Genomic DNA, 25,716 nt, shown 5'->3' on the forward strand with positions numbered 1-25,716 from the left:
CAAGTTATACTTGGGGTCTTCAGCAAGAGGGGGCGGGCATGGTTGATATCCAGACCTTCGGTGAAGTTGAACGTGTCGTTCGTGAAAGGTTGAAGAAAACAAGACCTGAAATTGACAGGTCTTTGGCGCGGATCGCCGAGGGTAATCCGCTTGCGGCGGAGCCGGAACGTCGTCGCCGCGTCGAGCGGCTGCAGGTCAAGGCCGATCTGACCCGCGAACAGGCCGAGATGATCTCGACGGCAATCGAAGGCGTGGCCGAGCCCGCCAAAACAGGACGAAAGCCTGTTATGGCAGCCGCAAAGCCGATGGGACCCGAGGCGATCCAGGGATCGACGCTGGATTTTGTCGGCGTTGCCTTTCTCGAGCGCGGGCGCCGCGCGGCCGACGCGGTCGGGCGGGTCGCCTTTCTCAACGAAATGCCACAGGGCTCCGGCTTCCTGGTCGGGCCGAACCTGTTTTTGACCAATCATCACGTCATCCAGACAGCGGCGGATGCCGCGCGGTTCCAGGTGCAGTTCGACTATGAGCGCGACAAGTTCAACGAACTCAGGCAGCCGACGTCGCTCCTGCTCGATCCGGAGCTGTGCTTTGTCACCGACGACATTGACGGGCTCGACTACACGCTGATCGGGATCGGCCCGCGCCGGCGCGGATCGCGCGCGCTCGACGAGTTCGGTTTCCTGGTGCTGTCCAATGCCGGCGACAAACACATGCTGGGCGAGATCGCCAATGTCGTCCAGCACCCCGATGGCCGGCACAAGGAGCTGGTGCTGCGCGAGAACCACCTGGTGGCGCGCGACGAGACGCTGCATGTGCTGCACTATGTTGCCGATACCGAGCAGGGCTCGTCGGGGTCACCGGTGTTCAACAACGAGTGGGAGCCGATCGCCCTGCATCACTGGGGCGGGCCATGGCACGAGGTGATGGGCACCGACGGCAAGCCGCTGGCCAAGGAGATCAACGAAGGCATCCGCATCAGCGCCATCGTCAACGATCTCGAGGCGCGGCTTGCGGGCATGGACAGCCGCAGCCGCGCGGCGGTAACGCAGCTGCTCGACATTTGGGAAGAGGCCGGGCGGCTGAAGCAGCAGCCGGTGCCCGAGGGCGCGGTTGAGACGAACAAGACGGATGCGAAGGCCGGAAAGGCGCAGGCACTGACGTCAGTTGGCGACGGCGCGCCCAAGGCCCGGCTGGGCGACGACGGCTCGGTGACCTGGACGTTTCCAATCGAGATCAGCGTGCGCGCGCCACTGGCGACAGCGGCGTTGACCGCACGTGCGCCCAAGTCCGGCGAGGTCGAGGCGACCAGTCCAGGTGCCGAGGCGGCGAGCTGGAAGACCGAGAACTTCGACGACCGTGGCGGATATGAGCCGGGCTTCGTGCCCGGTTTCGTGCTGCCGCTGCCCAAGCACGACGGCGCACCCGGGCGCGCGGCCAAGAACCAACTGGCCAAGCCCGGCGATGACCCGTTCGAACTGCGCTACCATCATGTCTCGATCGTGATGAATGCCGAGCGGCGGCTGGCCTACTACACCGCCTGCAACATCGACGGCTCCAGGATCAAGGCGATCAACCGCGACGACAAGACGGTGACCGACAATCCAAGCCTGAGCGAACTCGGCATCGAATCGATGGGCGGAGCGGAAGCCAGCGACGATTTCCGGCCCGACCGGCGCGTGCTGCTGGAAGAGCAGATGAACAAGCCCTTCTACGACGCACAGAAAGTGGCGGGCTTCCCGATTGCCACGTCGAACGAACGTAAGGCGCGGATCTTTCAGAAAGGCCACATCACGCTGCGCGGCGACCCGGCCTGGGGCACCGATGCGGAGGCGGTTGCCGCCGAGCGCGACACGTTCTTCTACACCAACGCGGCACCCCAGCTCGGCTTCTTCAACCAGGGCAGCGCGCTCAACCGGCCGGGCTCGAAAGGCAAGCTGCGCTGGCGGGCGGTCGAGACCTATGTGCTGCGCAATGCGGTGACCATGCGCAGCCGAGTGACGGTGTTTGCCGGGCCGGTGTTCGCCGACAGCGACCCGCCCTACCGTTTCGAAAGCAAGGTGCCGCTGAAATTCTGGAAGATCGCCGCCTGGAACGACGGCACCGACCTGCGCTCGATTGCGCTGCTCGCCGACCAGGGTCCGCTGATCGAGGTGATGCCCGAAGGCATGGCGGAGGCGTTTGGCGATGCCGAGGAACTGGCGCGGGTGTCGGAGTTCCTGACAACGGTGGCGCATATAGAGAGCCTGACCGGGCTCGATTTCGGCGACACTTTGCGTGACGCCGACGTTCGCGCCGGGCAAGAGGCGATCGGCAGGCCGGCCTTGACGCTGGAGCCGAAGGATTTGGCACGGCATGCGGCTCGCAAACCGGCGGCGAAGCCCGCGCGGACGGGCGGCGCCAAGAAGGCATCGAAGCCAGGTCGGCGACGGAAGTAGTCAGCGGTAGCGGAGATTGTCGCGCGACAGTTGGTCGAGGCTGCTTATGCCCATCAGCTTCATGTCGCGCTCGATCTCGGTACGCAGATTGCCAAGCGCCTTTTCGACGCCCTTCTGGCCGCCGGCGGCAAGCGCGTAGAGATAGAGGTGACCGCCGGAGCAGGCGGTGGCGCCGGCTGAAATGGCCTTCAGGACATGGGTGCCGCGGCGAATGCCGCCGTCGCAGATGATGTCGATGCGGCCGCCGAGGGCGTCCGCTATTTCGGAGATCTGGTCGAAGGGCGAGCGCGAGCCGTCGAGCTGGCGGCCGGCATGGTTGGAGACCATGATGGCGCTGGCGCCGATGTCGACGGCGCGTTTGGCGTCGGCCACGCTCATGATGCCCTTGAGGCAGAATGGGCCGCCCCAGCGCTTGCGCACTTCCTCCGCGTCGTTCCAGTTCATCGACGGGTCGAGCATCTTGGTGAAGTAGTCGCCGATGGAAATAGCAATGTTGGTGCCTTCGCTGACATGGCCTTCGAGCTGCGGCAGACTGAATTTTTCGCGCAGCAGATAGTTGACGGTCCATGACGGGTGCATGGCGAAGCTGGCGAGACTGCGTGGTGTCAGCTGCGGCGGGGAGGTGAAGCCAGTGCGCAGGTCGCGCTCGCGGTTGCTGCCGGTGATGGAATCGACGGTCAGGGTGAAGACGTCGAACTTTGCCTCGCGACAGCGCTCGATCATGCTCCAGTTGAGGCCACGGTCCTTGTGGAAATAGAGCTGGAACATCTTCGGCGTCGAAATGGTGCGGCCGATCTCCTCGATGCCGACGGTGCCGAGCGAGGAGACGGCGAACATGGTGCCGAATTTCTCCGCCGCCCGGGCCACGGCGCGCTCGCCGTCATGATGGAAGAGGCGTTGCAGGGCGGTCGGCGCGCAGAACACCGGCATGGCCAGCTTCTGGCCCATTGTTGTGACCGACATGTCGACGTCCTGGACGCCGGCAAGCACGTTGGGCACGAGGTCGCAAGCCTGGAAGGCTTCGGTGTTGCGCCGGTAGCTGGTTTCGTCTTCGGCCGCACCGTCGATGTAGTGGAAGATCGGCGAGGGCAGGCGGCTCTTGGCCAGTGCGCGAAAATCCTCGACGTTCCTGCAATGGTCGATGCGCGACAAGGCCCGTTCCTCCACACCGTGCGGGAGGAGCCTAGGCCAAAGTGGCGGTGGCGAACAGCCGGCTGGCTCAGTCCGGCATGAAGCCGGTGCGCAGCGCATGCGCCCATTCCGGGCGGCCGCTTTCCTCAGCGCGGCGGGCGGCGGCCTCGTGGTCGTAAGTGACGGCGAGGGCATCGATGCCGACGACGGCGCCCGCTGCGTCGAGCTCGACGAGGCCATAGCGTGCCAGCGGCGAGCCCTGTTCGGAGACATGGGTGGGTGGGGTGTCGTCACTGTAGGCCGGAATGCCGACGCTGCCGGGGTTGAACAACAGGCGCCCGTCGGAGAGCCGGACGAGATCGGCACGGTGGCTGTGGCCGGCGAGCAGCAGCCGGTATTTCGGGTCGATCCGCCTGAGGCGGCTTTCGATGACCTTCAGCGGCGCGCGGATGAGCTGGCCTTCGTCGATGACCTCGGAGAGGTAGCGCTCGTCGTGGTCGGGGCGGGCGTGGAAGGCGAGCACCGACGGGGCGATTTCCAGCGTCAGCGGCAGCGCGCCCAACCAGTCGCGCTGGGCCGGCGTCAGGCGATCATGGGCAAAGCGGTCGGATGGGCCCATCACGTCGAGCGGATCGGTGGCGGCGCGGCGGTCGTGGTTGCCGCGAACCGTCGGCCAGCCGAGCACCTGAAGCCGCTCGGCGGTTTCGCCGGGCCAGAGCGGGCCGGAGACGAGGTCGCCGAGATTAACGGTCACGTCGGCGCCGCCACGGCGGGCGAGGTCGGCGAGCACCGCCTCCAGCGCAAGGATGTTGCCATGGATGTCGGCGATGACGGCAATGCGCAAGGCGATGTCCTCAGGCCTCGTCGCGGAGCCGCTCGAGTGCGGGAAGGTCCTGTGCTGCGGTGATGATCGAATCGAGCAGGCCGGGGAAGCGGCTGTCGAGGTCATCGCGGCGCAACGAGATCAGCCGGCTGGTGCCCGAGACCTCGGTGCGGGTGATGCCGGCCTCGCGCAGCTTGGCGAGGTGATAGGAAAGGTTGGTCTTGGAGCCGAACTCGGAAAACTGGCCACAGCTCATCGCCACGCCCTCGTTGCGCGCGAGATAGCCGACGACGGCGAGCCGGGTCTGGTCGCCGAGCACGGCGAGCACGTTGGCGAGGCTGATCTGGTCGAGATTTGGATGCGGCAGGGACATGGTCGGAAGGTAGCTGTGCGGTTGAAGCGGTTCAAGGCTCGGCGCCAACTGCTGACACCAGGCTGGCAGGAGCCGACGAGATGCAGATTGACATGCCGCAACGAGAAGTTCAATAGTTCAATGTATTTTGAACTAAGGATCCTGTCATGGACAAGCGCCTTATCTGGCTGGCGGTCGGCTCGTTCGCCATGAGCACCGTCGGCTTCGTGTTTTCCAGCCTGCTGCCGATGATCGCCGGCGACGCTCACGTCTCGGTACCCTTCGCCGGCTACCTGATCATGGCGTTTTCGCTCGCTTATGCAATTGGCGCGCCGGTGCTGTCGGCGCTGGCCGGCGAAATCGACAGGCGACGCGTGCTGGCCGCGACCATGCTGGTGTTCGTTCTCGGCAACATCATCGCGGCGACGAGCGGTTCGTTTGCCGGGCTGCTGGTCGCGCAGATCGTGATGGGCATGTCGGCCGGGCTCTATGCCGCGACCGCACAAGCGACTGCCGTGTCGCTGGCCGGGCCCGAACACCGGGCGCGGGCCATCGCCGTGGTCGTCGGCGGCACGACATTCGCCGTGGCACTCGGCGCGCCTGTGGGCTCGCTGATCGCCACGATGTGGGGCTGGCGCGGCACCTTCGTTGCCATTGCGCTGCTTGGCATCTCCTGCGCCGCGATCCTGTGGGTGCGGCTGCCCAGGGGCTCGCGCGGCATCAAGCTGACGCTGGCCGAACGCTTCACTGCCATTGCCCGGCCCGGCGTCCTGCCGTCGCTGGTGGTGACGCTGCTTTACCTCGCTGGCGGCTTCACCGTGATTTCCTACATCGCGCCGCTGGCGCTGGAAGGGGCGGGGCTGCCGGCCATAGCACTTCCGGGCATGCTTTTGGCCTTCGGCGCCGGTGCCGTCATAGGCAACCTGTCGAGCGGCTATCTCGCCGACCGCATCGGCGCGACGCGCATGGTGGTGATCTCGCTGTTGATGTCGTCGGGCTTCTGCATCGCCATCGCCCTGACCTTGAAGCTTCTGCCGCACCATGTCGCCGGCCCCGTGCTGATCGCGCTGATGGTGCCGTGGGGCATCATCGGCTGGGCGTTCCCGCCGGCGCAGGCAAGCCGCATCGTCGGCTTCGGCCCCGAGGTGGCGCATCTGACGCTGTCACTCAACGCCTCCGCACTCTATTTTGGCATCGCACTTGGCACCGTCATTGGCGGCCGGGTGCTGGAATTCGCCAGGCCGTCCGATCTCGGCCTTGTCGCGGCGGCGTTCCCGCTGGTGGCGCTGGCCGTGCTCGCGGCCAGCAGTCGGTCGATCCGGCTCGCCGCTGCGCGTTGAGGCTGGCCCAACAGGCACCGCTTTCCCCGCCGGCCGAACTGTCTTAGATGCGACATTCGACCGGCCGGGATGGACGAGATGAAAAGCGACGAAGAGCATTGGACATGTGTAGCCGACCAGTGGATCGCCTGGGCGCGTTCGCCCAGCCATGACGCCTTCTGGGTCTATCGCGAGGGGCTGACGCGGTTCATCGGCAGCGGCTTTGGCCGCGCGCTCGAGGTCGGCTGCGGCGAAGGCCGTGTCAGCCGCGAACTGAAGGCGCTGGGCTTCCATGTGACTGCGACCGACGTCGTGCCGGCGATGGTGGAAGCGGCACGGCAGGCCAATTCGGCCGACGATTATCGCATCGCTTCGACAGACAAGCTTCCCTTCGACGATGGCCAGTTCGACCTGGTCATGGCCTACAATGTGCTGATGGACGTCGACGACGTGCCTGCGGCACTCAAGGAAATCCGCCGCATGATGAAGCCAAGCGGCACGCTGTTCATCTCGCTCGTCCACCCGTTCAGGGATCGCGGGCGCTTTGAGGGAGAGGCGGCCGATGCACCCTTCGTGGTCGACGGCAGCTATTTCGGCCGCGAGCATTTCGATGGCGAAGAAGAGCGCGACGGGCTGACGATGCATTTCGCCGGCTGGTCGCAGCCGCTCGAGGACTACATGGCGGCGCTGGAGGGAGCGGGCCTGGCCATTACGGCGTTGCGTGAGCCCATTCCCGACGTTGTCAACTCCGACCTGCTGCGCAAGTGGGCGCGCCTTCCGCTGTTCCTCTGGATCAAGGCGCGCATCCTGGCTTGAGCTGCGGGCTATCAGTCTGCCCGACGTCGAGCGGCGGCATAATGTTGCCCTACGCACAGAAGAGGGGCATCTGCGTCAGGCATCGCGACGGCGCTCAGGCTGCCTGTGTGGGATCTTCCAGGGAAAAATCGCCAATCTTCACCGCGCCATCGGGCTGATACTTCACGACGATGACACCGGCGGGGGTGGTCTGCGAGGAGACCAGTTTCATGCCCATCGGCAGGACGCCGTCGCCAAACAGGCGCTTGCCTTTGCCAAGCATGACAGGGACGACGACAAGGGTGAACTCGTCGATCAGGCCGTTGGCGAGCAGCGTCTGGATCAGATCGCTGGAGCCTTGGACCAGGATATCCGTGCCGTCCGACTGTTTCACCTTCTTCAGGGTTGCCACAATGTCGGCGCCGAGCGTCTGGCTGTTCTGCCACTCGAGCGCGCGGTCGGGCGTTCGGGTGGCGACAAGTTTGGTGATGCGGTCGAAGACCGGGCCGAGCGGGTCATCCGCACCGACAAAAGGCCAGTAGGCGGCGAAGATGTTGTAGGTCTTGCGGCCGAGCAGCAGGTCGAAAGGCTTTGAGAAGACCTCGCCCAGGGCAGCACCCAGCGCCTCGTCGAAATGCGGGGCTTGCCAGCCACCGAATCGGAAGCCGCCGGAGGGATCTTCGGTGGGGCCGCCAGGCGCCTGCATGACGCCATCGATGCTGATGAAGGTGGCGGCGATGATCTTTCTCATTTTTGCTCCTGATAGCGTTGGCAATTTTTTGCGGACGCGATGTCAGAGCATGGGCCCCGCCAGGCGGACAATTACCTCACGCGTAATCGGCTCAGGGAATGGAGCAGCCGCTGTGAGGGCCCGCCGGGTGCGGGGGAGCGGCTGGACAAAAAGCCGGCGTATATTAGAAGGCCCGCATTTTCTTGATGCAAATGATCAGGAATAAGGTTATCGGCTCGCGCGTTCATGTGGCTGCAAGAGAGGCGGCGGGGGCGAGCGACGAATGGCATTCCTGCAGAAACTGGCAGCGCATGGCGACCGCCCGGCGCTGATCTTCGCTGATCGCCCTGCCATCGGCTACGCCGAACTGGCATATCGCGTTGCCACGATGGCTACCGGCTTCGGCAGCGGCCGCAAGCTTGTGGCACTGGAGGCGGCGAATTCCGAGCATGCCATCGTGGCCTATCTGGCCGCGCGGGCCGGCGGCCACGCCGTGGCGCTGATCGCACCGGGCGATGCGCAGGCGTTTGACGCGTTTGAAGAGGATTTTCATCCTGAACTGTGCATAAGGCAGTTCGACGGACGCTGGCGCCTGGTCGAGGGCGAGGGAACGGGGCAGGCGCTGCACCCTGACCTCGCCGTGCTGATGGCGACTTCGGGCAGCACCGGCAAGAGCCGCTTCGTCAGGCTGTCGCGTCAAAACATCGACAGCAATGCCGATTCGATCGCTGGTTATCTCGGCCTGACGCAGAACGATCGTGGGGCGCTCATCCTGCCGTTCCACTATTCCTATGGGCTGTCGGTGCTCAATTCGCACCTGGCAGTCGGGGCGAGCGTGTTTGTTGCGGCCAAGGGCGTCGCCGATCCGGGCTGTGCTGCCGAATTGAAGCTGGCCGAGGTCACCAACATCAGTGGCGTGCCCTATTCCCTTGAGTTGATGGAGAAAGCTGGCTTCGGGCCGGACGCCTTGCCGTTGCTGCGCTTCATGACTGTGGCGGGCGGCCGGATGCCGGCCGGGCTCGCCGAGACGTTCCGGCGCAAGCTCGAAACCTCGGGGCGACAGTTGTTCTTGATGTACGGCCAGACCGAGGCGACGGCCCGGATCGCCTATGTGCCGCCGCAGGCATTGGCCGGCAATCCCGACAGCATCGGCATTGCTATTCCCGGCGGCGAACTGGCACTGGTTGGCGAAGACGGAAGTCGGATCGAGGGCTGCGATGAGGTGGGCGAGCTCGTCTATCGCGGTCCGAACGTGATGATGGGCTATGCGCGTGACCGGCGCGATCTGGCGCGAGGCGCGGAGCTCGACGAGCTGCGCACCGGCGATCTCGCCGAACGCTGCGAGAACGGCTTTTTCCGCATCGTTGGTCGCCTCAAGCGCATGTCGAAGATCGCAGGTCTGAGGATCAGCCACGAAGCGATGGAACATGCGCTGGCAAGCCGAGGTGTCGTGGCGGCGGTGATTGGCGACGACCGGCGGCTGGTCGCGGCCTTTGCGTCGGGTGAAGCGCCGGAGGACATTTGCAGGCTCATGATCGCGGCGAGCGGACTGACGCCGCTGCATGTCGAGGCTGTGGCCGTCGATGCCTTGCCCCGGCTTGCATCGGGCAAGATCGACTGCCAGGCGGTGGCGCAGCTTGCCCGGCGAAACCAGAAGGCCGATGTCGGGGTCATCGAGGCATTTGGCCGGGCCTTCTACCCCCGGCGGGTGACGCCTGCCGACAGCTTCGAGGCACTGGGCGGGGAACTCGTTGCTATACGTGCAGTTGTCGCTGACGCTGGAGCGCAAGCTGGGCCGCATCCCCGAAGGCTGGGAAAAGATGCCGGTCGGGGTGCTTGCCCGGCTGGGAAGCCAGAAGGGGAGCCTTCGCGTCGTCGACACCGACCTTTTGATGCGGGCGCTGGCGATCCTGCTGGTGGTTTTGCATCACGCGACGCTGTGGCCCATTCCGGGTGGGGCCGCAGCACTGGTCATGCTTGTCGGCCACGGGCTGGCGCGGTTCCATGGCGCAGCCTTGATGCGCGGGGAGACGTCGCGGTTGCTGCGGGTGGTGGCGGCAAACCTTGCCGTCTATGCGCCGCTGGTCATCGGCTTTTCGATCGCCCGCGGCGAGGTGCTGTGGCCGTCGGTCTTCCTTGTCGGCAATCTCGGCATCTTCGATCCCAGACACATGCTGCCTTACCTCTACTGGTTCGTGGAAGCCTATGCGCAGGTCATGCTGATCGTCGCCGGGCTGTTTTTGTTGCCGGCAGTGCGACGACGGGTAACCGCAAATCCGTTCACGGCGGGCATGGGCGCGCTCGTCTTGACCGTTGCGGTCAAATTCCTGGCGCCAAAGGTCTGGGCTGTCGGTGCGGTGCAGATATTCACCGTGTCGGACGTGTTCTATCTCGCCGCTTTCGGCTGGTGCGCCTTTTATGCGCAAACAAGGCAGCAGCGCCTGCTGGTGTTCGGCGCAGCCGCCGTCGCCTTCCCTGTCATGGCCTATTGGGGCGGCAACTGGACCGGTTCCTGGGTCAAGTTCATGCTGCAGCTGGCCTGCGTCGCCATGCTGCTCTACGCGCCGCGCATCACCGTTCCGCGCCAGGTCGCGGCGCTGGCCCTGCCGGTGGCGGCGGCCGGATATCACATCTACCTGTTCCATCGCCTGGTGCCGGAGCTGTTGCTGCCGCAGCTCAAGCTGCCGTGGCCGGTGATGACCACATTAAGCGTTGCGACCGGTATCCTGACCGGGATCGCCATCTTCCACGCCCAGAAGGTACTGACGGCTTGGCTGGCTGGCCGGCGAAGCCAACGAGCTATGATCGGCGCTTACGCGGCGCCGGCGGAATAGCGTTTTCTCTCGCCCATGCGGTGACAGCCAGTGGTTATGCCACCGGTTGACTTCGCGCATTTCGATATTTAATAGATCGACTAGTCTATTAAATAATTGAGGCAACAAATGCGGAAGGTCAATTCGGAAGAGCATGCCACGCGGCGGCAGGCGATCATCGATGCGGCGAAGGCATGTTTCGCCAGGAGGGGATTTCACCAGGCCAGCACCGCCGAGATTTGCGCCGCGGCCGGAATGAGCCCGGGCAATCTGTTTCACTATTTTCCCAACAAGCAGGCGGTGCTCGGCGCGATCGTCGACCAGGACGGCGACGAGACCGCCGCCTACTTCCGCACGCTTGGCGCGCGTGACGATCTTTACGCCGCGCTGATCGAATTCATGGACGTCATGCTGGTGCTGGCCGCCGATCACGAATTTTCGTTGCTGGCGCTGGAGATTGCAGCGGAAGCCGGGCGCGAGCCGGCAATTGCCATGCGCTTCGAGCGCAACGACCGTGAATTGCGCGCCGCGTTGCAGGCGCTTTTGACCGCGGCGGCGGCCCGCGGCCAGATCGACGCCATGCTCGACACGGACGATGCGGCGACCTGGATCGCTGCCCTGGTCGACGGGATTTTCAGCCGCACCGCTACCGAAGCGGAAGTCGAGGCGGACAACCAGCACAAGACGATGCGCATCCTGCTCAGGCGGCTTTTGCGGCCCGCCATGGATGTTGCCAATGGAAGTAAAGGCGCATGACCATGATGATCCAAAAAGCCGGCAAACAAGAGCGCATCACCGATGTCGATGCGCTGCGCGGCTTTGCGCTGTTTGGCATACTGGTGGTCAACATCACCGCCTTTGCCTCGCCCTATTACGGCCTGGGCGTTGCCGACCCGGCCTTTTCCGGTCCGGTTGACCGTGCCGTGCAATTCTTCATCGCCATGTTGTTCGAGACGAAATTCTACCTGCTGTTCTCGTTCCTGTTCGGCTACAGCTTTACGCTGCAGGTGCAATCTGCCGAGCGCGCCGGCGAGGCATTCGTGCCGCGGCTGTTGCGACGGCAGGTCGGGCTGTGGGTCATCGGGCTGGCCCATGCCGTGCTGCTGTTCCACGGCGACATTCTGACGACCTATGCCGTGCTTGGCGTGGTGCTGCTCGTGTTGCGCGACATCAAGGAAGCAACCGCGCTCCGGCTGGCGAAATGGCTGGTCATCGGTGCGGCGGCGCTGTGGGCGATCTTCGCCGTGCTGCAACTGCTCGACCCGGCGGCACTCGATCCGGCGACGAACCTGGCCGAGGGCGAGGCGGCCATGGCTGCCTATCTCGGTACGCCAGGCACGGTGATCGACCAGCACCTTGTCGAGCTCGGCAATGTCTGGGTGGTGATCGGGTTGATGCAAGGGCCGTCGGCGCTGGCGATGTTTCTCGTAGGCCTGGTTGCCGGCAAGCGCCGGCTGTTCGTGCGGCTCGACGACTACCGGCCGCTTTTGTGCCGCATGCTTGTCGCCGGCCTGACCATCGGCCTGGCGGGTGCGGCATTCTACGGTTGGAGCTCGGTCTATCTGGTTGGCACAGTATGGGACCTGCCGGGGCTCGCGGTTGGCCTGCTGACCGCGCCGCTGTTGACCGGGGCCTATGTCGCGCTGGCGATGCTGGCGTTCCAAGGGTCCAGGCGTCTGGCCGGGATGCTGGCGCCGGCAGGGCGCATGGCACTGTCCAACTACCTGTTCCAGTCGCTGGTCTGCGCCACGCTGTTTTATGCCTACGGCTTCAGGCTGATGGGCGAGGTGTCGCCGCTCGGCGGGCTGCTGCTGGCCGTGGCGATCTTCGCGGTGCAACTGGCACTCAGCCGCTGGTGGATGGCGCATTTCGTCTACGGCCCGCTCGAGTGGCTGCTGCGCGCGGTGACGATCGCGGCATGGCCAAGCCTGCGCAAGCAGGGAACGTCTGCCGCCGCGTCGCGTTAGCTTGAGCGTCGCGCATTCGCGGCACCTGGGAGGAAGCGAAAATGGCCATCACACAAGCCCCGACCGCCAAGGGAAAACAGGCCGCCAGAGGTCTGCGTCAGGCTGCGGCCAAGCAGGAGCGCAAGGTCGAGGCCAAGACCGGGCGCGACTTCGCGAAAGGCGAAAAGCGCTTCGAGGAGCGTTCGAAAAGCTCCGACGGCAAGAGCGCCGGCACCAAGCAGAAAAGCTGATTTTGCCGCTCCCGGCCAACGGGTGGCACAAGCAAAAACCCTGTGACTTGCCGCAGGGGTTGGGCTAATTGTCTGCATTGAGCGGCGTAGCCCGCGACAAACATTGAGGGATACGCCTATGCGCTGGAGAGGCCGCCGCCAGAGTGACAATGTCCAGGATACGCGCGGCGAGGGCGGCGGCGGTGGGCTTGGTGGAGGCCTGGGCGGCGGACGCTTGCCGATGGGACCGCGCATGTCGACCGGCGGTGGCGGGCTTTCCGGCATCATCATCCTTGTCGTGCTGTTTTTTGCACTGCGGGCCTGCGGCATCGACCCGATGCAGATCCTGTCGGGCGGCGACGATGGCTCGGTGCCCGGCGGCAGCGGTCAGGTGACCCAGGGTGGCGCCCCGGCCAATGACGAGATGACCCAGTTCGTCTCGACCGTGCTGGCCGAGACCGAGGACACCTGGAACGGCATCTTCCAGGCTGAAGGGCTGAAATACCAGGAGCCGAAGCTGGTGCTGTTTTCGGGCCAGGTCCGTTCGGCCTGCGGCTTCGCCTCGTCGGCATCCGGGCCGTTCTATTGCCCGGGTGATCAGAAGGTCTATCTCGACACCGCCTTCTTCGGCCAGTTGGCCAAGCAGTTCGGCGCTGCCGGAGATTTCGCCCAGGCCTATGTCATTGCCCATGAGGTCGGCCACCACGTCCAGAACCTGACCGGCATCCTGCCCAAGTTCAACCAGATGCGGCAGCAGATGAGCGAGGCCGACGCCAATCAGATGTCGATGCGCGTCGAGCTGCAGGCCGACTGCTTCGCCGGCGTGTGGGGCCACTATACCGACCAGAAGGGCCTGCTCGAACAAGGTGACATAGAAGAGGCGCTGAACGCCGCCCAGCAGATCGGCGACGACACGCTGCAGAAGCGCATGCAGGGCTATGTCGTGCCGGAAAGCTTCAATCACGGCACCTCGCAGCAGCGCCAGCGCTGGTTTGCCGCCGGCTTCAAGAGCGGCAAGCTGTCGGAGTGCGACACCTTCAACAATCCGATCTGATGGCCACCCCGCCACGCATTGAACTGACGGCAGGCGGCCTGTCGCTGTCGCGGCTGGTGTTTGGCGCCTGGCGGCTGCTCGACGGCCAAAGGCCTGATGGCGACGAGGTGGCGCGGCTGATCGATGCGGCCGTCGATCTTGGCCTGACCAGCTTCGACCATGCCGACATCTATGGCGGCTACGCGGTCGAGGAAGCCTTTGGCGCGGGGCTGGCGCGCTGGAAGGGCCGGCGCGACGGCATCGAGCTGATCTCCAAATGCGGCATCATGCTGGCCTCGCCCAATCGGCCCCAGAACCGGCTGAAGCACTACGACACCGGTGCCGCCCATATCACCGCCTCGGTCGAGCGCTCGCTGAAAAACCTTCGCACCGACTATCTCGACCTGCTGCTAATCCACCGGCCCGATCCGCTGATGGACGCCGACGACACGGCGCGTGCCTTCGAGCGGCTGGTCTCGGCCGGCAAGGTGCGGGCGGTCGGCGTGTCCAACTTCACGCCCGCGCAGTTCGACCTGCTGGCTTCGCGGCTGCCGTTTTCGCTCGTCACCAACCAGATCGAACATTCGGTGCTGGAGACTTCGGCTTTGACCGATGGGCGGCTCGATCATGCGCAACGGCTGGGTTACGCGCCGATGATCTGGTCGCCGCTGGGCGGCGGTTTGCTGTTCACCGGCGAAGGCACGCGCGAGCACAAGGTGCGGGCGGCGCTGAGTGCCGTCGCGGCTGAGGTCGGCGGCCACGACATCTCGACAATCGCCATCGCCTGGCTGCTCAGGCATCCGGCGAGGCTGGTGCCGGTGCTCGGCACGATGAAGCCGGAGCGGCTGAACGCGCTGGTCAAGGCGCTGGACGTTAGCCTCGACCGCCAGCAGTGGTTTGCCATTCTCGAGGCGAGCGAGGGCCACGCGGTCGCGTAATGTTCCGCAAGACGCCCTCCCGCCATGAACAAAATTGATATGTTCTTGTATTGTTCTTGATGACTGCTTCGCCTATAAGCAGTTTTCCGCATGCCCCCGGCGGTTCGAAGCTGGCGCTCAAGCATCCCTTCCGGATGCTCGCGCCGGTGCATCTCCACTGATCTTCGCGGCCTCGAAGCGGCGCCTGTGGGTTCGACATGGTTGATGAGAAGACCGCGAAGCGAGGCCTTGCGCTCGTCTTCGTCACATTGCTGCTCGACATCATCGGCTTCGGCATCATCATGCCGGTGCTGCCGGCCTTCCTGCAGGAACTGACCGGCGTCGGCGTCGGCGCGGCGGCGATCGAGGGCGGCTGGCTGTTTTTCGTCTATGCCGCGATGCAGTTCCTGTTTGCGCCGCTGATGGGCAATCTCAGTGACCGTTTCGGGCGCCGGCCGATCCTACTCGCATCGGTGCTGACCTTTGCCATCGACAACGCCATATGCGCGCTCGCCTGGTCGTATCCGATGCTGTTTGTCGGCCGCGTGCTCGCCGGCATCAGCGGCGCGAGCTACTCGACCGCAGCCGCCTTTATCGCCGACGTCTCGAATGACGACAACCGGGCCAAGAATTTCGGCCTGCTCGGCATCGCCTTCGGCATAGGCTTCATCATCGGGCCGGTGCTCGGCGGCTTTCTTGGCGAATTCGGGCCGCGTGTGCCGTTCTGGGGCGCAGCAGTGCTCGCCTTCGTCAATTTCCTGGTGGCGCTGTTTTTCTTGCCCGAGACGCTGGCGCGCCACAACAGGCGCGCCTTCGAATGGCGCCGCGCCAACCCGCTCGGCGCACTCAAGCAGATGCGCAAATACAAGGGCATCGGCTGGATCGGGCTGGTGTTTTTCCTGATGGCGCTTGGGCACATGATGTATCCGGCGGTCTGGTCGTTCGTCGGCAGCTATCGTTATGGCTGGAGCGAACGGCAGATCGGTTTCTCGCTCGGCGTGTTCGGTCTTGGCGGTGCGCTTGTCATGGCGCTGGTGCTGCCGCGTGTCATACCGAGACTGGGCGAATGGCGCACCGCCGTGCTTGGCCTTGCCTTCACCACCATCGCCGCCTTCGGCTACGCCGCCGCCTGGCAGGGCTGGATGATTTATGCGGTGATCGTCGTGACCTGCCTGGAAGCACTTGCTGACCCACCGCTCAGGAGCCTGGCCGCGGCCAAGGTGCCACCCGATGCGCAGGGCGAGCTGCAGGGGGCGATGACCAGCCTGTTTTCGATCACCAGCATCATCACGCCGCTGCTTTACACCGGCATCTTCGCCTGGTTCACCGGGCCGAGCGCGCCGGTGACATTCGCCGGCGCACCCTATGCGGTCGGCGGTATCTTCCTTGCTTTGTCACTGCTGGTGCTCATTTTCAAGGTCGAGCGGCCGGCGACCAAGAAGGTAGCTGCTGCCGAAGTGGAGCAGGTCAACTGATGGCGCCGGTTTATGTCGACCCTGATAAGGTCCGCGAATTCGTCGATGTGGAGAGCTTTTATGCCTGGCTAAGCCAGCATCACGACACCCAGGACGAGGTCTGGATCAAGGTCCACAAGGTCGGATCGGGGCTGCAGTCGATCACGCCGAAGGAGGCAATCGAGGTCGTGTTGTGCTGGGGCTGGATCGACGGCGTACGCAAGGGGCTCGACGACAAGAGCTTCCTGCAGCGCTACTCGCCGCGCGGCAAGAAGGGCACCTGGAGCCAGATCAATGTCGACAGCGTGGCGCGCCTGATCGCCGAAGGCCGGATGACCGAGCACGGGATGAAGCAGGTCGAGGCGGCCAAGGCGGACGGGCGCTGGGACCGCGCCTACAAGAGCGGCAAGGACATGCTGATCCCCGACGATCTCCAGGCCGCCATCGATGCAGAACCCGAGGCGAAGGCGATGCTCGGCAGGCTCAGCGAGCAGAACCGCTTCGCGCTGGCTTTCCGCACCCACAACATGAAGACCGAGGCCGGGCGCAGGAAGAAGATCGAAACCTTCGTCGCCATGCTGAAGCGCGGCGATACGATCTACCCGCAGGGGAAAAAGTAGCCAGGAGGCTGTGCCGGAGACCGGCGGCTCCTCACCTTGCTCAGTGCAGCCCGAATTCGCGCAGCAATTCCTCGCGGTAGCGGACGAAACGGGGTTCGCTGCGGTCGCGCGGGCGGGGCAGGTCGACCTCGATCAGGCGGGCGGCGGCACCCTTTTCCTTGGGCAGTACCAGCACCCGGTCGGCGAGATAGATCGCTTCTTCGAGATCGTGGGTGACCATGACCATGGTGACGCTCTCCTCGCTCCAGATGCGGGCGAGCTCTTCCTGCATGGTGATCTTGGTCATGGCGTCGAGCGCGCCGAGCGGCTCGTCGAGCAATAGGATCTCGGGCTGCACGGTCAGCGCCCGGGCGATGCCGACGCGCTGGGCCATGCCGCCCGAGAGCTGCCTGGGATAGGCATCGGTGAAGTCGCCGAGGCCGACGAGCCCGATATAGTCGCGGGCCCGCTCCTCGGCCCGGGCGCGCTGCCCACCGCGCACTACGAGGCCGAAGGCGACATTGCCGAGCACCGTCAGCCAGGGCAGCAGCCGCGGTTCCTGGAAGATCACGGCGCGGTCGGAACCAACGCCATGCACCGGTTCGCCGTCAATCAGCACCCGGCCGCCATCGGCTGCCTCGAGGCCGGCCAGCACACGCAGCAGCGTGGTCTTGCCCGATCCCGAAGCGCCGACGATGACAAGGCATTCGCCTGATCGGATGTCGAGGTTCAGGCCCTTGAGCACCGACAACGGGCGGCCGTTGATGGCGAAGGATTTCGAGAGGTCGCGGATCGAAACCTCGCCGCGGCGGCTGCTGTCGATGCTGGTCATGGTCTTTCCCCGATGTCTTTGGCCTGGCCCTTTCGGGCTCAGTTCGATTTCGCTTCGGCGTTGGGCTGGAACAGCAGGTCGGCGGCCTTGAGCTTGCCTTTGGGCAGCGAGCCTTCGCGTTCGAGCACGGTGATCCAGAAGTCGAGGTCGCGGGGAACCGCCTGCGCGCCCTCGCGAAGGCCGAAGCCGGTCCAGTACTTGGCCAGGTCGGCGTTCTCGCCGCGCTTAGACAGGATCGATGCCAGCACCTTGCGCGCCTCATCGGGGTTCCGGCGCGACCATTCGGCAGCACGGGTCGACTGCTCGACGAAGTTGCGGGCAGCGTCGGGGTGGGCCTTGACGAAGTCGCGGCGCAGCACGACGAAGCCGCCGGCGATTTCGCCCAGCACGTCGGTGTCGTCGAAGATGGCGCGGACGCCGCCATGTTCCTTCAGCAGGCCCTCGAAGGTGGCCTGCCAGTAGCCAAGTGCCGCGATGTCGACCTGGCCGGAGCGCAAGGTCTGCTCGAGCTGCGGACCCGGCACCACGACGAGGTTGGCGGCATTCTGCGGCAGGTTGGCCTGGTGCAGCGCCTCGCGCACGGTGTAGTCGAGATGAGCGCCTAGCGTGTTGACGGCGATCGACTTGCCGGCGATGTCGGCGACCGATTTGATCGGGCTTTCCTCGAGCACATAAAAGACGCTCTGAACCTTGTCGTTGATGCCGTTGCTGGGGTAGGCGGCGACGAAGTCGTTGCCGCCGGCGATCGAATTGACGACCGCCGAGGTCGCGGCCGAGCCGAGGTCGACGCTGCCGGCTGCCAGCGCAAACAGCGAGGCGGGGCCGCCCTGGGCGTAGCCGACATTCTCGAACTCGATGCCAAGCCCGTTGAAATAGCCGAGCTCGTTGGCCAGCTCGTGCGGCGAGATGCTGCCCTGGCTGGAGAGGTAGCGGATCTTCACCGTTTCGGGCGACTGGGCGAAAGCGGTGCCGGCGAGGCCGGCGGCGAAGAGGCTGCCGGCGACCAGCGTGCTGATGCTGAGGGAACGGAATCTGAATGTCATTGTCGGGATCCTTGATTGGGGGCGAAAGGAAATGCTTTAGGCGGCGGCATTGCTCCACCGGCAAATCCGGCGCTGCAGCAGGACAAGCGCGTAGTTGGAGAGAAGGCCGAGGCCGGCGAGCAGGACGATCGCCGCGAACATCAGCGGGATCTGGAAGTTGTACTGGGCGTTCATCACCTGGAAGCCGACGCCCTTGTTGGCGCCGATCATCTCGGAGGCGATGAGCAGCAAGAGTGCCGTCGTGGCCGACAGCCTGAGGCCGACGAAGATCGATGGTACGGCACCCGGCAGTACGACGCGGCGGAATACGGTCAGGCGGCTCGCGCCATAGACGCGCGCCATCTCGATCAGCTTGGGATCGACTTCCTTGACGCCGCCGATGGTGTTGAGCAGCAGCGGAAACAGCGTCGCCCAGAAGATAACGAAGATCTTGGAAGCCTCGCCGAGGCCAAGCAGCAGGATGAACACCGGGTAGAGCGCCAGCGCCGATGTCTGGCGGAAGACCTGCAGGATCGGGTCGAGCGCGCGTTCGACCGCCCGGACCTGGCCCATGAACAGGCCCAGTGGGATCGCGACAAACACGGCGGCGACGAAGGCCGTGCCCGAGCGCTGCAGCGAAATGGCGATGTCATCGAGAAGCGCGCCGCCTGTGATGCCGTTCCAGAGGGCGGCGATGATGGCGTCGGGCGGCGGGATAACCGCCGGATTGACCCAGCCGTTGGTGCTGGACAGCTGCCACAAGGCAACGAAGCCGGCGAGCACGCCGTAACGTGACAGGAAGCGTACTGCCGCCTGGCTGGTGCGCTGGACAAGCTCGTGGCCGTAGCTGTTGTCGCCAATGCCGGCGCCCAAAACGCTGGGCTGTTCTATGTGCTGCAAACTCATCGTCGTGTCCTTCGCGCTTGAGGATTATTCGGCGGCCTGCAGCGATGTGCGGCTTGAGGTCCAGGGGTTCACTGGGCGAGGCAGGCCAAGGTTTTCGCGCAGCGTGCGGCCCTCATAAGCGGTGCGGAACAGGCCGCGGCGCTGCAACTCGGGCACCACGAGATCGACGAAATCGTCGAGTGCGCCGGGCAGCCATGGCGGCAGGATGTTGAAGCCGTCGGCGGCCTCGTTGTGGAACCACTCTTCCAGCTGGTCGGCGACCTGGGCGGCGCTGCCGACGACGGTGTAGTGGCCGCGGGCGGTCGCCACCCACTGGTAGAGCTCGCGGATGGTGAAGTTGTGCTCGTCGGCGATCTGGCGGATCAGCGCCTGGCGGCTTTTCATGCCTTCGGTCTCGGCACTTCTGGGCAGCGGTCCGTCGAGCGGGTAGCCCCTGAGGTCGAGTGTGCCGCCGGCGAGCCCGTTGAGCAGGGCAACGCCGTCCTCGGGCAGGATCAGCTCGTTGAGCCTGTCATATTTGGCGCGCGCTTCGGCCTCCGTGCGGCCGACGAAGGGCGCGACACCGGGCATGATCAGCACATGGTCGGGCACCCGGCCCTCGGCCAGCACGCGCGCCTTGATGTCGCGATAGAACTCCTGCGCCGAAGCGAGGTTCTGGTGCGCGGTGAAGATGACCTCGGCGGACAGCGCCGCAAGCCTGCGCCCGTCCTCGGACTGGCCGGCCTGGACGACGACAGGATGACCCTGGACGGGGCGGGGCACGTTGAGCGGACCCTTGACGGCGAAATGCGCGCCCTTGTGGTCGATGTCATGGACCTTGGCGGGATCGTAGAAACGCCCCGTCTGCTTGTCGCGGATGAAGGCATCGTCTTCCCAGCTGTCCCACAGCGCCTTGACGGTGTCGACATGCTCCCTGGCGCGGGCGTAGCGGTCGGCATGGTCGGGCTGTTTGTCGCGATTGAAATTGCGCGCGGTGTCGTCGCCGGCCGACGTCACGACATTCCAGCCGGCGCGGCCGTTGGACAGATGATCGAGCGAGGCGAATTTGCGCGCCAGCGTGTAGGGCTCCTCGTAGGTGGTCGAGGCGGTGGCGATGAAGCCGAGATGCGTGGTCAGCGGAGCGAGCGCCGCAAACAGCGTGACCGGCTCGAAGCCGGCGATCTTGGCGTTGCCGCCTTCACGACCGCCGAGGCCGACCGACAGATTGTCGGCGAGGAAGTAGGCATCGAACAGGCCGCGTTCGGCTGTCTTGGCGAGCTCGGTGTGGAAGGCGAAATTTGTGGCGCCGTCGGCGGGCGAGCCGGGGTGGCGCCAGGCGGCGATGTGTTGTCCGCCGCCGGGTAGGAAGGCGCCAAGTTTGATCTGTCGGGTCATGATGATCTCCTTGAGAAGACGATAAAGTTCTATCCGGCGGCGCGAGCCGCAGGCCCGGCATGTCGGGGAATGGAAGGTAAGGCTTGAGGTCAGGCGGCCAGGTCGACGCTGTCGCGCGTCTGGGCAACACGACACGCTTCGGCGACCGCCTGCTGCGCGCGGGCGCGAATGGCCTCGGACACCAGCGCGCCGTCGGCGAAATCCCTGTCGGAGGCGTAGATCGCGGTCGGGATTGTCAGCGCCTCGAAGAAGCCGAACAGCGGCCGAAGCTGGTGCTCGACAACAAGCGAATGGCGCTCGCCGCCGCCGGTGGCAGCGAGGATCACCGGCTTGCCTTTCAGCGAATTGGGGTCGAGCAGATCGAAGAAATGCTTGAACAGCCCGGTGTAGCTGCCCTTGAAGGTGGGCGAGCCGACGACAAGTATGGCCGCATTCGACAACTGCTCGACGATGGTCCGGGCAGGCGGGGCGAGATCGCTGACGCGCCGAGCCTGGGCGAAAGACGGGCCGAGGTCCTCGATGTCGTAGGTGGCCGAGGCGGCACCCGTGCTTCTCGCGACCTCGCCTGCGATGTGCTCGATGAACAGCCTGGTCTTCGACGGACGGGTCAGGTTGCCCGAAATTCCCACCACGAGTTGTCTTGGCATGTGCGGATCCTCATCAGCGGTCGATACCCATTAACTCTACGGAATTTGTAGATATTGAAGAGCGAGAGGATTTCAAAAGCAACGCGGCGAGGGGATTGAGTTTGCGGCAGATCGCCCCCGGCTGGTTCATTTGACGCGGCGGCAACAGTTGGGCGGTTTGGCATGACGTCGGGCAAGAGCCGGTATTTTGGCGCTCGACGGGCCTCGACAAGGGGCGGCGATGGCATCCCGGGGTTGCCTGGGACTTATGCTTGCCGAGGTGCGGTCAGGCGGCTGCGCGCCGAAAACAGCCCGGTCAATGTCAACAGCGTGAATGCGGCGCCGGCAAGGAACGTGCCTTGCGGCCCGGCAGTGTCCCACAGTGCACCGGCGATGACGCTGGCCAGAAGCAGTGCCGCGCCTGTCACCAGGTTGAACATGCCGAATGCGGTGCCGCGCAGTTCCGCCGGCGCGGTTTCGGCGATCAGGGTCGCCAGCAGCCCCTGGGTGAAGCCCATGTGCAGGCCCCAAAGTGCGACGCCGATGCCGAGGCCAGCCAGACCGCTCGCAAAGGCGAGGACGAGATCGGCAACGAGCAACAGGGCAAGGCCGATGACGAGCAGCATCACCTTGTTGACCCGGTCGGACAGCACGCCGACCGGGTAGGCCGACAGCGAATAGGCAAGGCTCATGATGACCAGGACGAGCGGGACGAGCATCAGCGGCAGGCCTATCGACTGGGCGCGCAGGATCAGGAAGGCTTCGCTGAAACGCGCAAGGGTGAAGACGGCGGCAATCGCCACCACCCACCAGTAGCGCGCGCCGAGCCTGGCGAGTTCGCTGCGGCGCAGCGGCATGCGGACGCGGCGCAACTCGCCGGGACGTTTGGGTTCCTTGACCGCAACGACGATCAGCCCGAGCGACAGGAAGGCTGGAATGACGGCGATCCAGAACACGGTCTGGAAGTTGTCTGCCGTCAGCCACATCAAGACGATGGCGAGCAGCGGGCCGAGAAACGCGCCGATGGTGTCGAGCGACTGGCGCAGGCCAAAGCTCGCGCCGCGCAGATGCGCTGGGGCGATGTCGGCGACAAGGGCGTCGCGCGGCGCACCCCTGATGCCCTTGCCGATGCGATCGACGAAACGTGCAGCGACCAGCCAGCCAACCGTTGGCGCGAGCGGAAAGATCGGCTTGGTGAATGCGGCCAGGCCGTAGCCGAGTGCGGCCAGGAACTTGCGCTTGCCGAGCCAGTCGCTCAAGGCCCCTGAGAAGACCTTGGTGATCGAGGCCGTCGCTTCGGCGATGCCCTCGATGATGCCGACGGTGAGCGCCGAGGTGCCGAGGATCGTCACCATGTAGACCGGAAGCAAGGCGTGGATCATCTCAGACGAGATGTCCATCAGCATGGAGACGAACCCCAGGACCCAGATGCCGGCGGGAATGGCGCTTCGCGTCGCTGTCGGGGCAGTCATGTCGGTGGGCGTCCTGATCTTCGCGTCTCACTCACAGACTGCTTGGCTGTGCGCTGTCAAAATTCGTGACTGTGCATTTGCCATGCCGGACAGCCATTCGCATCAGCCAAAAGAAAAGAGGCCCCGTTTGGCGGGGCCTCTTTGCATTGTCGACTGCCGATTGGCTCAGCGCTCGGCCAGCGCCGGCTCACCCTGGCGCTCGCGGATCAGGTTGACGAAGCGGCGGAACAGGTAGTGCGAATCCTGCGGGCCGGGCGAGGCCTCGGGATGGTGCTGGACCGAAAACACGGGTCGGCCGGTGAGTGCGATGCCGCAGTTGGAACCGTCGAACAGCGAGACGTGCGTTTCTTCGACGCCTTCGGGCAGCGATTCGGAATCGACAGCGAAGCCGTGGTTCATCGACACGATCTCGACCTTGCCGGTGGTGTGGTCCTTGACCGGGTGGTTGGCGCCGTGATGGCCCTGATGCATCTTCGCCGTTTTGCCGCCGAGGGCGAGTGCCAGCATCTGGTGGCCGAGGCAGATGCCGAACACCGGCAACTCGGTCTTGAGCAGGTCCTTGATGACCGGCACTGAATATTCGCCGGTTGCCGCCGGATCGCCGGGGCCGTTGGACAGGAAGATGCCGTCCGGCTTCATCGCCAAAATGTCTTCGGCCGAGGTCTTGGCCGGAACGACAGTCACCTTGGCGCCGAGGCCAGCGAGCAGGCGCAGGATGTTGCGCTTGACGCCGTAGTCGACGGCAACGACGTGCATCGTCGCTTGGTTGCGCTCGCCATAGCCCTCGTTCCAGACCCAGGGTGTCTCGGTCCACGACGACGACTGGCCCGACGTGACCTCCTTGGCGAGATCGAGGCCGACAAGGCCTGACCAGGCGCGAGCCTTGGCCTTGAGGTCGTCGAGGTCGAACTTGCCGTCAGGTGCGTGCGCGATGACGGCGTTGGGCATGCCCTTTTCGCGGATCAGGGCTGTCAGTGCGCGGGTGTCGACGCCGGACATGGCGACGATGCCGCGACGCTTCAGCCACTGGTCGAGATGGCCGGCGGCACGATAGCTCGACGGGTTGGTGACGTCGGCCTTGAACACCGCGCCGACCGCGCCGAAGCGGGCCGCTGGGTTCAGGTCCTCGATGTCTTCATCGTTGGTGCCGATGTTGCCGATGTGCGGGAAGGTGAAGGTGACGATCTGGCTGGCATAGGAAGGATCTGTGAGGACCTCCTGGTAGCCGGTCAGTGCCGTGTTGAAGCAGACTTCGGCGACGGCACTGCCGCTGGCGCCGAGGCCTCGGCCGGTGATGACCGTGCCGTCGGCCAGAACCAGAACGGCGGTCGGCACTTCGGTTGCCCAGGGGGCGGTCTCTGAGGCCATGGCGATGCTCCTGCGTAACGGGCGCCGCGACTTGAAAAATGGCTCGCAAGGGGCCATATCGCGCAGCGAAAAGCACGGACGACCGCCGTCAGGCGAGCCCCGTGCACAAAACAAACAAGTCCTTGCAAGGCGCGGACAATAGGCGAAGGCCGGCAGATGGTCAATGACCGTGCCGGAATTCGAGGCTAATTATTTTTCCTAACAAAAACAGGAAGTTGGCCATTGTCATTCGGTTTGCCACTGTGGCAGGTCGGCGCTATTGTTTGCGACACGTTCAGGAGTAATGGCCATGCGCGAGACACTCGCCGAGGCACTGAAGACTGCATTGAAGGCTGGCGACAAGCGCCGCACATCGACGCTCCGGCTGATCCAGGCGGCGATCCAGGACCGCGACATTGCGCATCGCGGTGCCGGCAAGGACCCTGTCACCGACGAGGAAATCCTGCAGATCCTGACCAAGATGGTCAAGCAGCGCCAGGAATCGGCCAAGGCCTTCGAGGAAGGCTCGCGGCTGGAACTCGCCGCCCAGGAGCGCGACGAGATCGCCATCATCTCCGACTTCCTGCCCAGGCAGATGGAGGAGGGCGCAGTGCGCAGCGCGGCCCAGCAGGTGATTTCGGAAGTCGGTGCCGACGGCTTGCGCGACATGGGCCGCTGCATGAACGCGCTCAAGGAGCGCTATCCCGGCCAGATGGACTTCGGCAAGGCCAGCGGCATCGTCAAGGAACTGCTGCAGTAGATTCCGTCTGCTCGGGCCATGTGAACAAGAACGCCCCGACTGCGATGCGGCCGGGGCGTTTTCTTTTGGGGCGATGACGCCGCCGCGCTTCTCCCTTGTGAGAAGGTGGATCGGCGCGCGCACCCAGAGAAGGGAGGTCGTCTCAGGCGGCGCGGCGGAGTTTGGTCGACGCCTTGTCGCGCAGGCCCCAGATGTGGCCGAACGGGTCGAACACCGTGGCACCACGGCGGCCGTCGGTCGCTACACCAAGCTCTCCCCTAAGCGTTGCTCCGGCACCGATCGCCCGCTGCAGGGCGGTCTCGGCGTTGGCGACATCGAGGATGAAGACGGTGCTGACGGCGCCACAGGCCTTGGGAAAGAATGGCCCGCCGCGCTGCGGCTCCAGTTCGCGGCGCGGATTGGCGCCGCCCACCTGCAAGGCAACATTGCCGATCCGCAGGTCGATCGAGATCGGAGCGCCCTCGAACAGATAGACCCCGCCGCGGATGGCGCCGAAGGCGCGCTGGTAGAAGCTGGCCGCTTCTTCCTCGCGGCCGTGTTCGACGATGATCGAGATGGCAAGCTCGGCCTTGGCGTCGGAGGTGGCCTTGAGGGTGTTCCAGTTGTCATGGCCGAGTTGGCGGGCGACGATCTCTAGACAGGCGCTGTGGGCGAGGTGGATGTCTTGTACGGCCAGGCTGGCGCGCAGTTCCTTGGCCATGGATTTCACGCGATCAAGCGATGGCATGGGATGATCCCTTGAAGAGGGTGACCTACAGCGTCAGTGCTCGCATTGCCGACGGTCACCCAAGGGTCAAACC

24 protein-coding genes and 1 pseudogene are annotated in these 25,716 nt (G+C 64.9%); 13 read left to right on the forward strand and 12 right to left on the reverse strand.

Translation table 11 applies throughout. The features are described from left to right. Positions 1-122: 122 nt before the first annotated feature. A complete protein-coding gene (locus ACHMW7_RS13010; protein WP_395450634.1) occupies positions 123-2,435 on the forward strand; it encodes a DNA/RNA non-specific endonuclease in 2,313 nt (770 codons plus the stop codon). Here the strand turns inward: ACHMW7_RS13010 and ACHMW7_RS13015 are convergent, their stop codons facing one another. The 3 genes from ACHMW7_RS13015 to ACHMW7_RS13025 all read right to left on the reverse strand — a co-directional run bounded on the left by ACHMW7_RS13015 (position 2,436) and on the right by ACHMW7_RS13025 (position 4,762). Next, on the reverse strand, positions 2,436-3,587 hold the full coding sequence (locus tag ACHMW7_RS13015) for an alpha-hydroxy acid oxidase (protein WP_395450635.1): 1,152 nt from the start codon (positions 3,585-3,587) through the stop codon (positions 2,436-2,438). A gap of 67 nt (positions 3,588-3,654) precedes the next feature. Further along, complete coding sequence (locus ACHMW7_RS13020; protein WP_395450636.1) at positions 3,655-4,410, reverse strand: metallophosphoesterase family protein; 756 nt, start codon at positions 4,408-4,410, stop codon at positions 3,655-3,657. Between the two features lie 10 nt (positions 4,411-4,420). Next, positions 4,421-4,762, reverse strand: coding sequence for an ArsR/SmtB family transcription factor (locus ACHMW7_RS13025; RefSeq protein WP_395450637.1), 342 nt, complete (start codon positions 4,760-4,762; stop codon positions 4,421-4,423). A 146-nt stretch (positions 4,763-4,908) separates the two neighbouring features. On the opposite strand from ACHMW7_RS13025, the gene ACHMW7_RS13030 reads away from it, so the two are divergent. Next, positions 4,909-6,081 carry an MFS transporter gene (locus ACHMW7_RS13030; RefSeq protein ID WP_395450638.1) on the forward strand — a complete coding sequence of 391 codons (1,173 nt, stop codon included), beginning with the start codon at positions 4,909-4,911 and terminating at the stop codon, positions 6,079-6,081. A gap of 78 nt (positions 6,082-6,159) precedes the next feature. Continuing rightward, positions 6,160-6,876 carry a class I SAM-dependent methyltransferase gene (locus tag ACHMW7_RS13035; protein WP_395450639.1) on the forward strand — a complete coding sequence of 239 codons (717 nt, stop codon included), beginning with the start codon at positions 6,160-6,162 and terminating at the stop codon, positions 6,874-6,876. 94 nt (positions 6,877-6,970) lie between these two features. Here ACHMW7_RS13035 and ACHMW7_RS13040 read toward each other — a convergent pair whose 3' ends face one another. Continuing rightward, entirely contained in the window at positions 6,971-7,606 is a 636-nt protein-coding gene (locus ACHMW7_RS13040) for a dihydrofolate reductase family protein (RefSeq protein ID WP_395450640.1), read from the reverse strand. Between the two features lie 625 nt (positions 7,607-8,231). Here ACHMW7_RS13040 and ACHMW7_RS13045 point away from each other — a divergent pair. From ACHMW7_RS13045 to ACHMW7_RS13085, 9 genes and pseudogenes are all read left to right on the forward strand, one after another. Further along, positions 8,232-8,792 (forward strand): annotated as a pseudogene (locus ACHMW7_RS13045) (AMP-binding protein); the annotation flags it as partial. 544 nt (positions 8,793-9,336) lie between these two features. Then, positions 9,337-10,419, forward strand: coding sequence for a hypothetical protein (locus tag ACHMW7_RS13050; RefSeq protein WP_395451494.1), 1,083 nt, complete (start codon positions 9,337-9,339; stop codon positions 10,417-10,419). Positions 10,420-10,527: 108 nt separating this feature from the next. Beyond that, a complete protein-coding gene (locus ACHMW7_RS13055; RefSeq protein ID WP_395450641.1) occupies positions 10,528-11,154 on the forward strand; it encodes a TetR/AcrR family transcriptional regulator in 627 nt (208 codons plus the stop codon). Beyond that, entirely contained in the window at positions 11,151-12,365 is a 1,215-nt protein-coding gene (locus ACHMW7_RS13060; protein WP_395450642.1) for a DUF418 domain-containing protein, read from the forward strand. Before ACHMW7_RS13055 ends, ACHMW7_RS13060 begins: the two co-directional genes overlap by 4 nt. Positions 12,366-12,406: 41 nt before the next feature. Beyond that, positions 12,407-12,595, forward strand: coding sequence for a hypothetical protein (locus ACHMW7_RS13065; RefSeq protein WP_395450643.1), 189 nt, complete (start codon positions 12,407-12,409; stop codon positions 12,593-12,595). Between the two features lie 118 nt (positions 12,596-12,713). Next, a complete protein-coding gene (locus ACHMW7_RS13070) occupies positions 12,714-13,628 on the forward strand; it encodes a neutral zinc metallopeptidase (RefSeq protein WP_395450644.1) in 915 nt (304 codons plus the stop codon). After that, a complete protein-coding gene (locus ACHMW7_RS13075) occupies positions 13,628-14,545 on the forward strand; it encodes an aldo/keto reductase family oxidoreductase (RefSeq protein WP_395450645.1) in 918 nt (305 codons plus the stop codon). The genes ACHMW7_RS13070 and ACHMW7_RS13075 overlap by 1 nt, the downstream gene beginning before the upstream one ends. 197 nt (positions 14,546-14,742) lie before the next feature. Continuing rightward, positions 14,743-15,999 carry a TCR/Tet family MFS transporter gene (locus ACHMW7_RS13080; protein WP_395450646.1) on the forward strand — a complete coding sequence of 419 codons (1,257 nt, stop codon included), beginning with the start codon at positions 14,743-14,745 and terminating at the stop codon, positions 15,997-15,999. Then, a complete protein-coding gene (locus tag ACHMW7_RS13085) occupies positions 15,999-16,598 on the forward strand; it encodes a YdeI family protein (protein ID WP_395450647.1) in 600 nt (199 codons plus the stop codon). Before ACHMW7_RS13080 ends, ACHMW7_RS13085 begins: the two co-directional genes overlap by 1 nt. A 40-nt stretch (positions 16,599-16,638) precedes the next feature. Here ACHMW7_RS13085 and ACHMW7_RS13090 read toward each other — a convergent pair whose 3' ends face one another. The 7 genes from ACHMW7_RS13090 to carA all read right to left on the reverse strand — a co-directional run bounded on the left by ACHMW7_RS13090 (position 16,639) and on the right by carA (position 24,177). Further along, positions 16,639-17,409 (reverse strand): ABC transporter ATP-binding protein, encoded by a 771-nt coding sequence (locus tag ACHMW7_RS13090; protein WP_395450648.1) that lies wholly within the window; start codon positions 17,407-17,409, stop codon positions 16,639-16,641. Between the two features lie 38 nt (positions 17,410-17,447). Beyond that, positions 17,448-18,452 (reverse strand): ABC transporter substrate-binding protein, encoded by a 1,005-nt coding sequence (locus tag ACHMW7_RS13095; protein WP_395450649.1) that lies wholly within the window; start codon positions 18,450-18,452, stop codon positions 17,448-17,450. A 36-nt stretch (positions 18,453-18,488) separates the two neighbouring features. Then, on the reverse strand, positions 18,489-19,337 hold the full coding sequence (locus ACHMW7_RS13100) for an ABC transporter permease (RefSeq protein ID WP_395450650.1): 849 nt from the start codon (positions 19,335-19,337) through the stop codon (positions 18,489-18,491). Between the two features lie 24 nt (positions 19,338-19,361). Continuing rightward, a complete protein-coding gene (locus tag ACHMW7_RS13105) occupies positions 19,362-20,711 on the reverse strand; it encodes an LLM class flavin-dependent oxidoreductase (protein WP_395450651.1) in 1,350 nt (449 codons plus the stop codon). A gap of 89 nt (positions 20,712-20,800) precedes the next feature. After that, on the reverse strand, positions 20,801-21,358 hold the full coding sequence (gene msuE, locus ACHMW7_RS13110; RefSeq protein ID WP_395450652.1) for an FMN reductase: 558 nt from the start codon (positions 21,356-21,358) through the stop codon (positions 20,801-20,803). 245 nt (positions 21,359-21,603) lie between these two features. After that, positions 21,604-22,809 carry an MFS transporter gene (locus ACHMW7_RS13115; protein WP_395450653.1) on the reverse strand — a complete coding sequence of 402 codons (1,206 nt, stop codon included), beginning with the start codon at positions 22,807-22,809 and terminating at the stop codon, positions 21,604-21,606. Between the two features lie 165 nt (positions 22,810-22,974). Next, positions 22,975-24,177, reverse strand: coding sequence for a glutamine-hydrolyzing carbamoyl-phosphate synthase small subunit (gene carA / locus ACHMW7_RS13120; RefSeq protein ID WP_395450654.1), 1,203 nt, complete (start codon positions 24,175-24,177; stop codon positions 22,975-22,977). 289 nt (positions 24,178-24,466) lie between these two features. Here carA and ACHMW7_RS13125 point away from each other — a divergent pair, with 289 nt between their 5' ends. Beyond that, positions 24,467-24,916, forward strand: a complete 450-nt coding sequence (locus ACHMW7_RS13125; protein ID WP_395450655.1) for a GatB/YqeY domain-containing protein — start codon at positions 24,467-24,469, stop codon at positions 24,914-24,916. A gap of 142 nt (positions 24,917-25,058) precedes the next feature. Here ACHMW7_RS13125 and ACHMW7_RS13130 read toward each other — a convergent pair whose 3' ends face one another. Then, positions 25,059-25,643 carry a glyoxalase superfamily protein gene (locus tag ACHMW7_RS13130; RefSeq protein ID WP_395450656.1) on the reverse strand — a complete coding sequence of 195 codons (585 nt, stop codon included), beginning with the start codon at positions 25,641-25,643 and terminating at the stop codon, positions 25,059-25,061. Positions 25,644-25,716: the final 73 nt, after the last annotated feature.

Source organism: Aminobacter sp. UC22_36 (assembly GCF_044056035.1).
Taxonomy (GTDB): Bacteria; Pseudomonadota; Alphaproteobacteria; order Rhizobiales; family Rhizobiaceae; genus Aminobacter.

Coding starts and splice junctions, on each gene's coding strand:
- ACHMW7_RS13025 (WP_395450637.1), bottom strand. CDS start 4,762: ATGTCCCTGCCGCATCCAAATCTCGACCAGATCAGCCTCGCCAACGTG.
- ACHMW7_RS13030 (WP_395450638.1), top strand. CDS start 4,909: ATGGACAAGCGCCTTATCTGGCTGGCGGTCGGCTCGTTCGCCATGAGC.
- ACHMW7_RS13035 (WP_395450639.1), top strand. CDS start 6,160: ATGAAAAGCGACGAAGAGCATTGGACATGTGTAGCCGACCAGTGGATC.
- ACHMW7_RS13040 (WP_395450640.1), bottom strand. CDS start 7,606: ATGAGAAAGATCATCGCCGCCACCTTCATCAGCATCGATGGCGTCATG.
- ACHMW7_RS13055 (WP_395450641.1), top strand. CDS start 10,528: ATGCGGAAGGTCAATTCGGAAGAGCATGCCACGCGGCGGCAGGCGATC.
- ACHMW7_RS13060 (WP_395450642.1), top strand. CDS start 11,151: ATGACCATGATGATCCAAAAAGCCGGCAAACAAGAGCGCATCACCGAT.
- ACHMW7_RS13065 (WP_395450643.1), top strand. CDS start 12,407: ATGGCCATCACACAAGCCCCGACCGCCAAGGGAAAACAGGCCGCCAGA.
- ACHMW7_RS13070 (WP_395450644.1), top strand. CDS start 12,714: ATGCGCTGGAGAGGCCGCCGCCAGAGTGACAATGTCCAGGATACGCGC.
- ACHMW7_RS13075 (WP_395450645.1), top strand. CDS start 13,628: ATGGCCACCCCGCCACGCATTGAACTGACGGCAGGCGGCCTGTCGCTG.
- ACHMW7_RS13080 (WP_395450646.1), top strand. CDS start 14,743: ATGGTTGATGAGAAGACCGCGAAGCGAGGCCTTGCGCTCGTCTTCGTC.
- ACHMW7_RS13085 (WP_395450647.1), top strand. CDS start 15,999: ATGGCGCCGGTTTATGTCGACCCTGATAAGGTCCGCGAATTCGTCGAT.
- ACHMW7_RS13090 (WP_395450648.1), bottom strand. CDS start 17,409: ATGACCAGCATCGACAGCAGCCGCCGCGGCGAGGTTTCGATCCGCGAC.
- ACHMW7_RS13095 (WP_395450649.1), bottom strand. CDS start 18,452: ATGACATTCAGATTCCGTTCCCTCAGCATCAGCACGCTGGTCGCCGGC.
- ACHMW7_RS13100 (WP_395450650.1), bottom strand. CDS start 19,337: ATGAGTTTGCAGCACATAGAACAGCCCAGCGTTTTGGGCGCCGGCATT.
- ACHMW7_RS13105 (WP_395450651.1), bottom strand. CDS start 20,711: ATGACCCGACAGATCAAACTTGGCGCCTTCCTACCCGGCGGCGGACAA.
- msuE (WP_395450652.1), bottom strand. CDS start 21,358: ATGCCAAGACAACTCGTGGTGGGAATTTCGGGCAACCTGACCCGTCCG.
- ACHMW7_RS13115 (WP_395450653.1), bottom strand. CDS start 22,809: ATGACTGCCCCGACAGCGACGCGAAGCGCCATTCCCGCCGGCATCTGG.
- carA (WP_395450654.1), bottom strand. CDS start 24,177: ATGGCCTCAGAGACCGCCCCCTGGGCAACCGAAGTGCCGACCGCCGTT.
- ACHMW7_RS13125 (WP_395450655.1), top strand. CDS start 24,467: ATGCGCGAGACACTCGCCGAGGCACTGAAGACTGCATTGAAGGCTGGC.
- ACHMW7_RS13130 (WP_395450656.1), bottom strand. CDS start 25,643: ATGCCATCGCTTGATCGCGTGAAATCCATGGCCAAGGAACTGCGCGCC.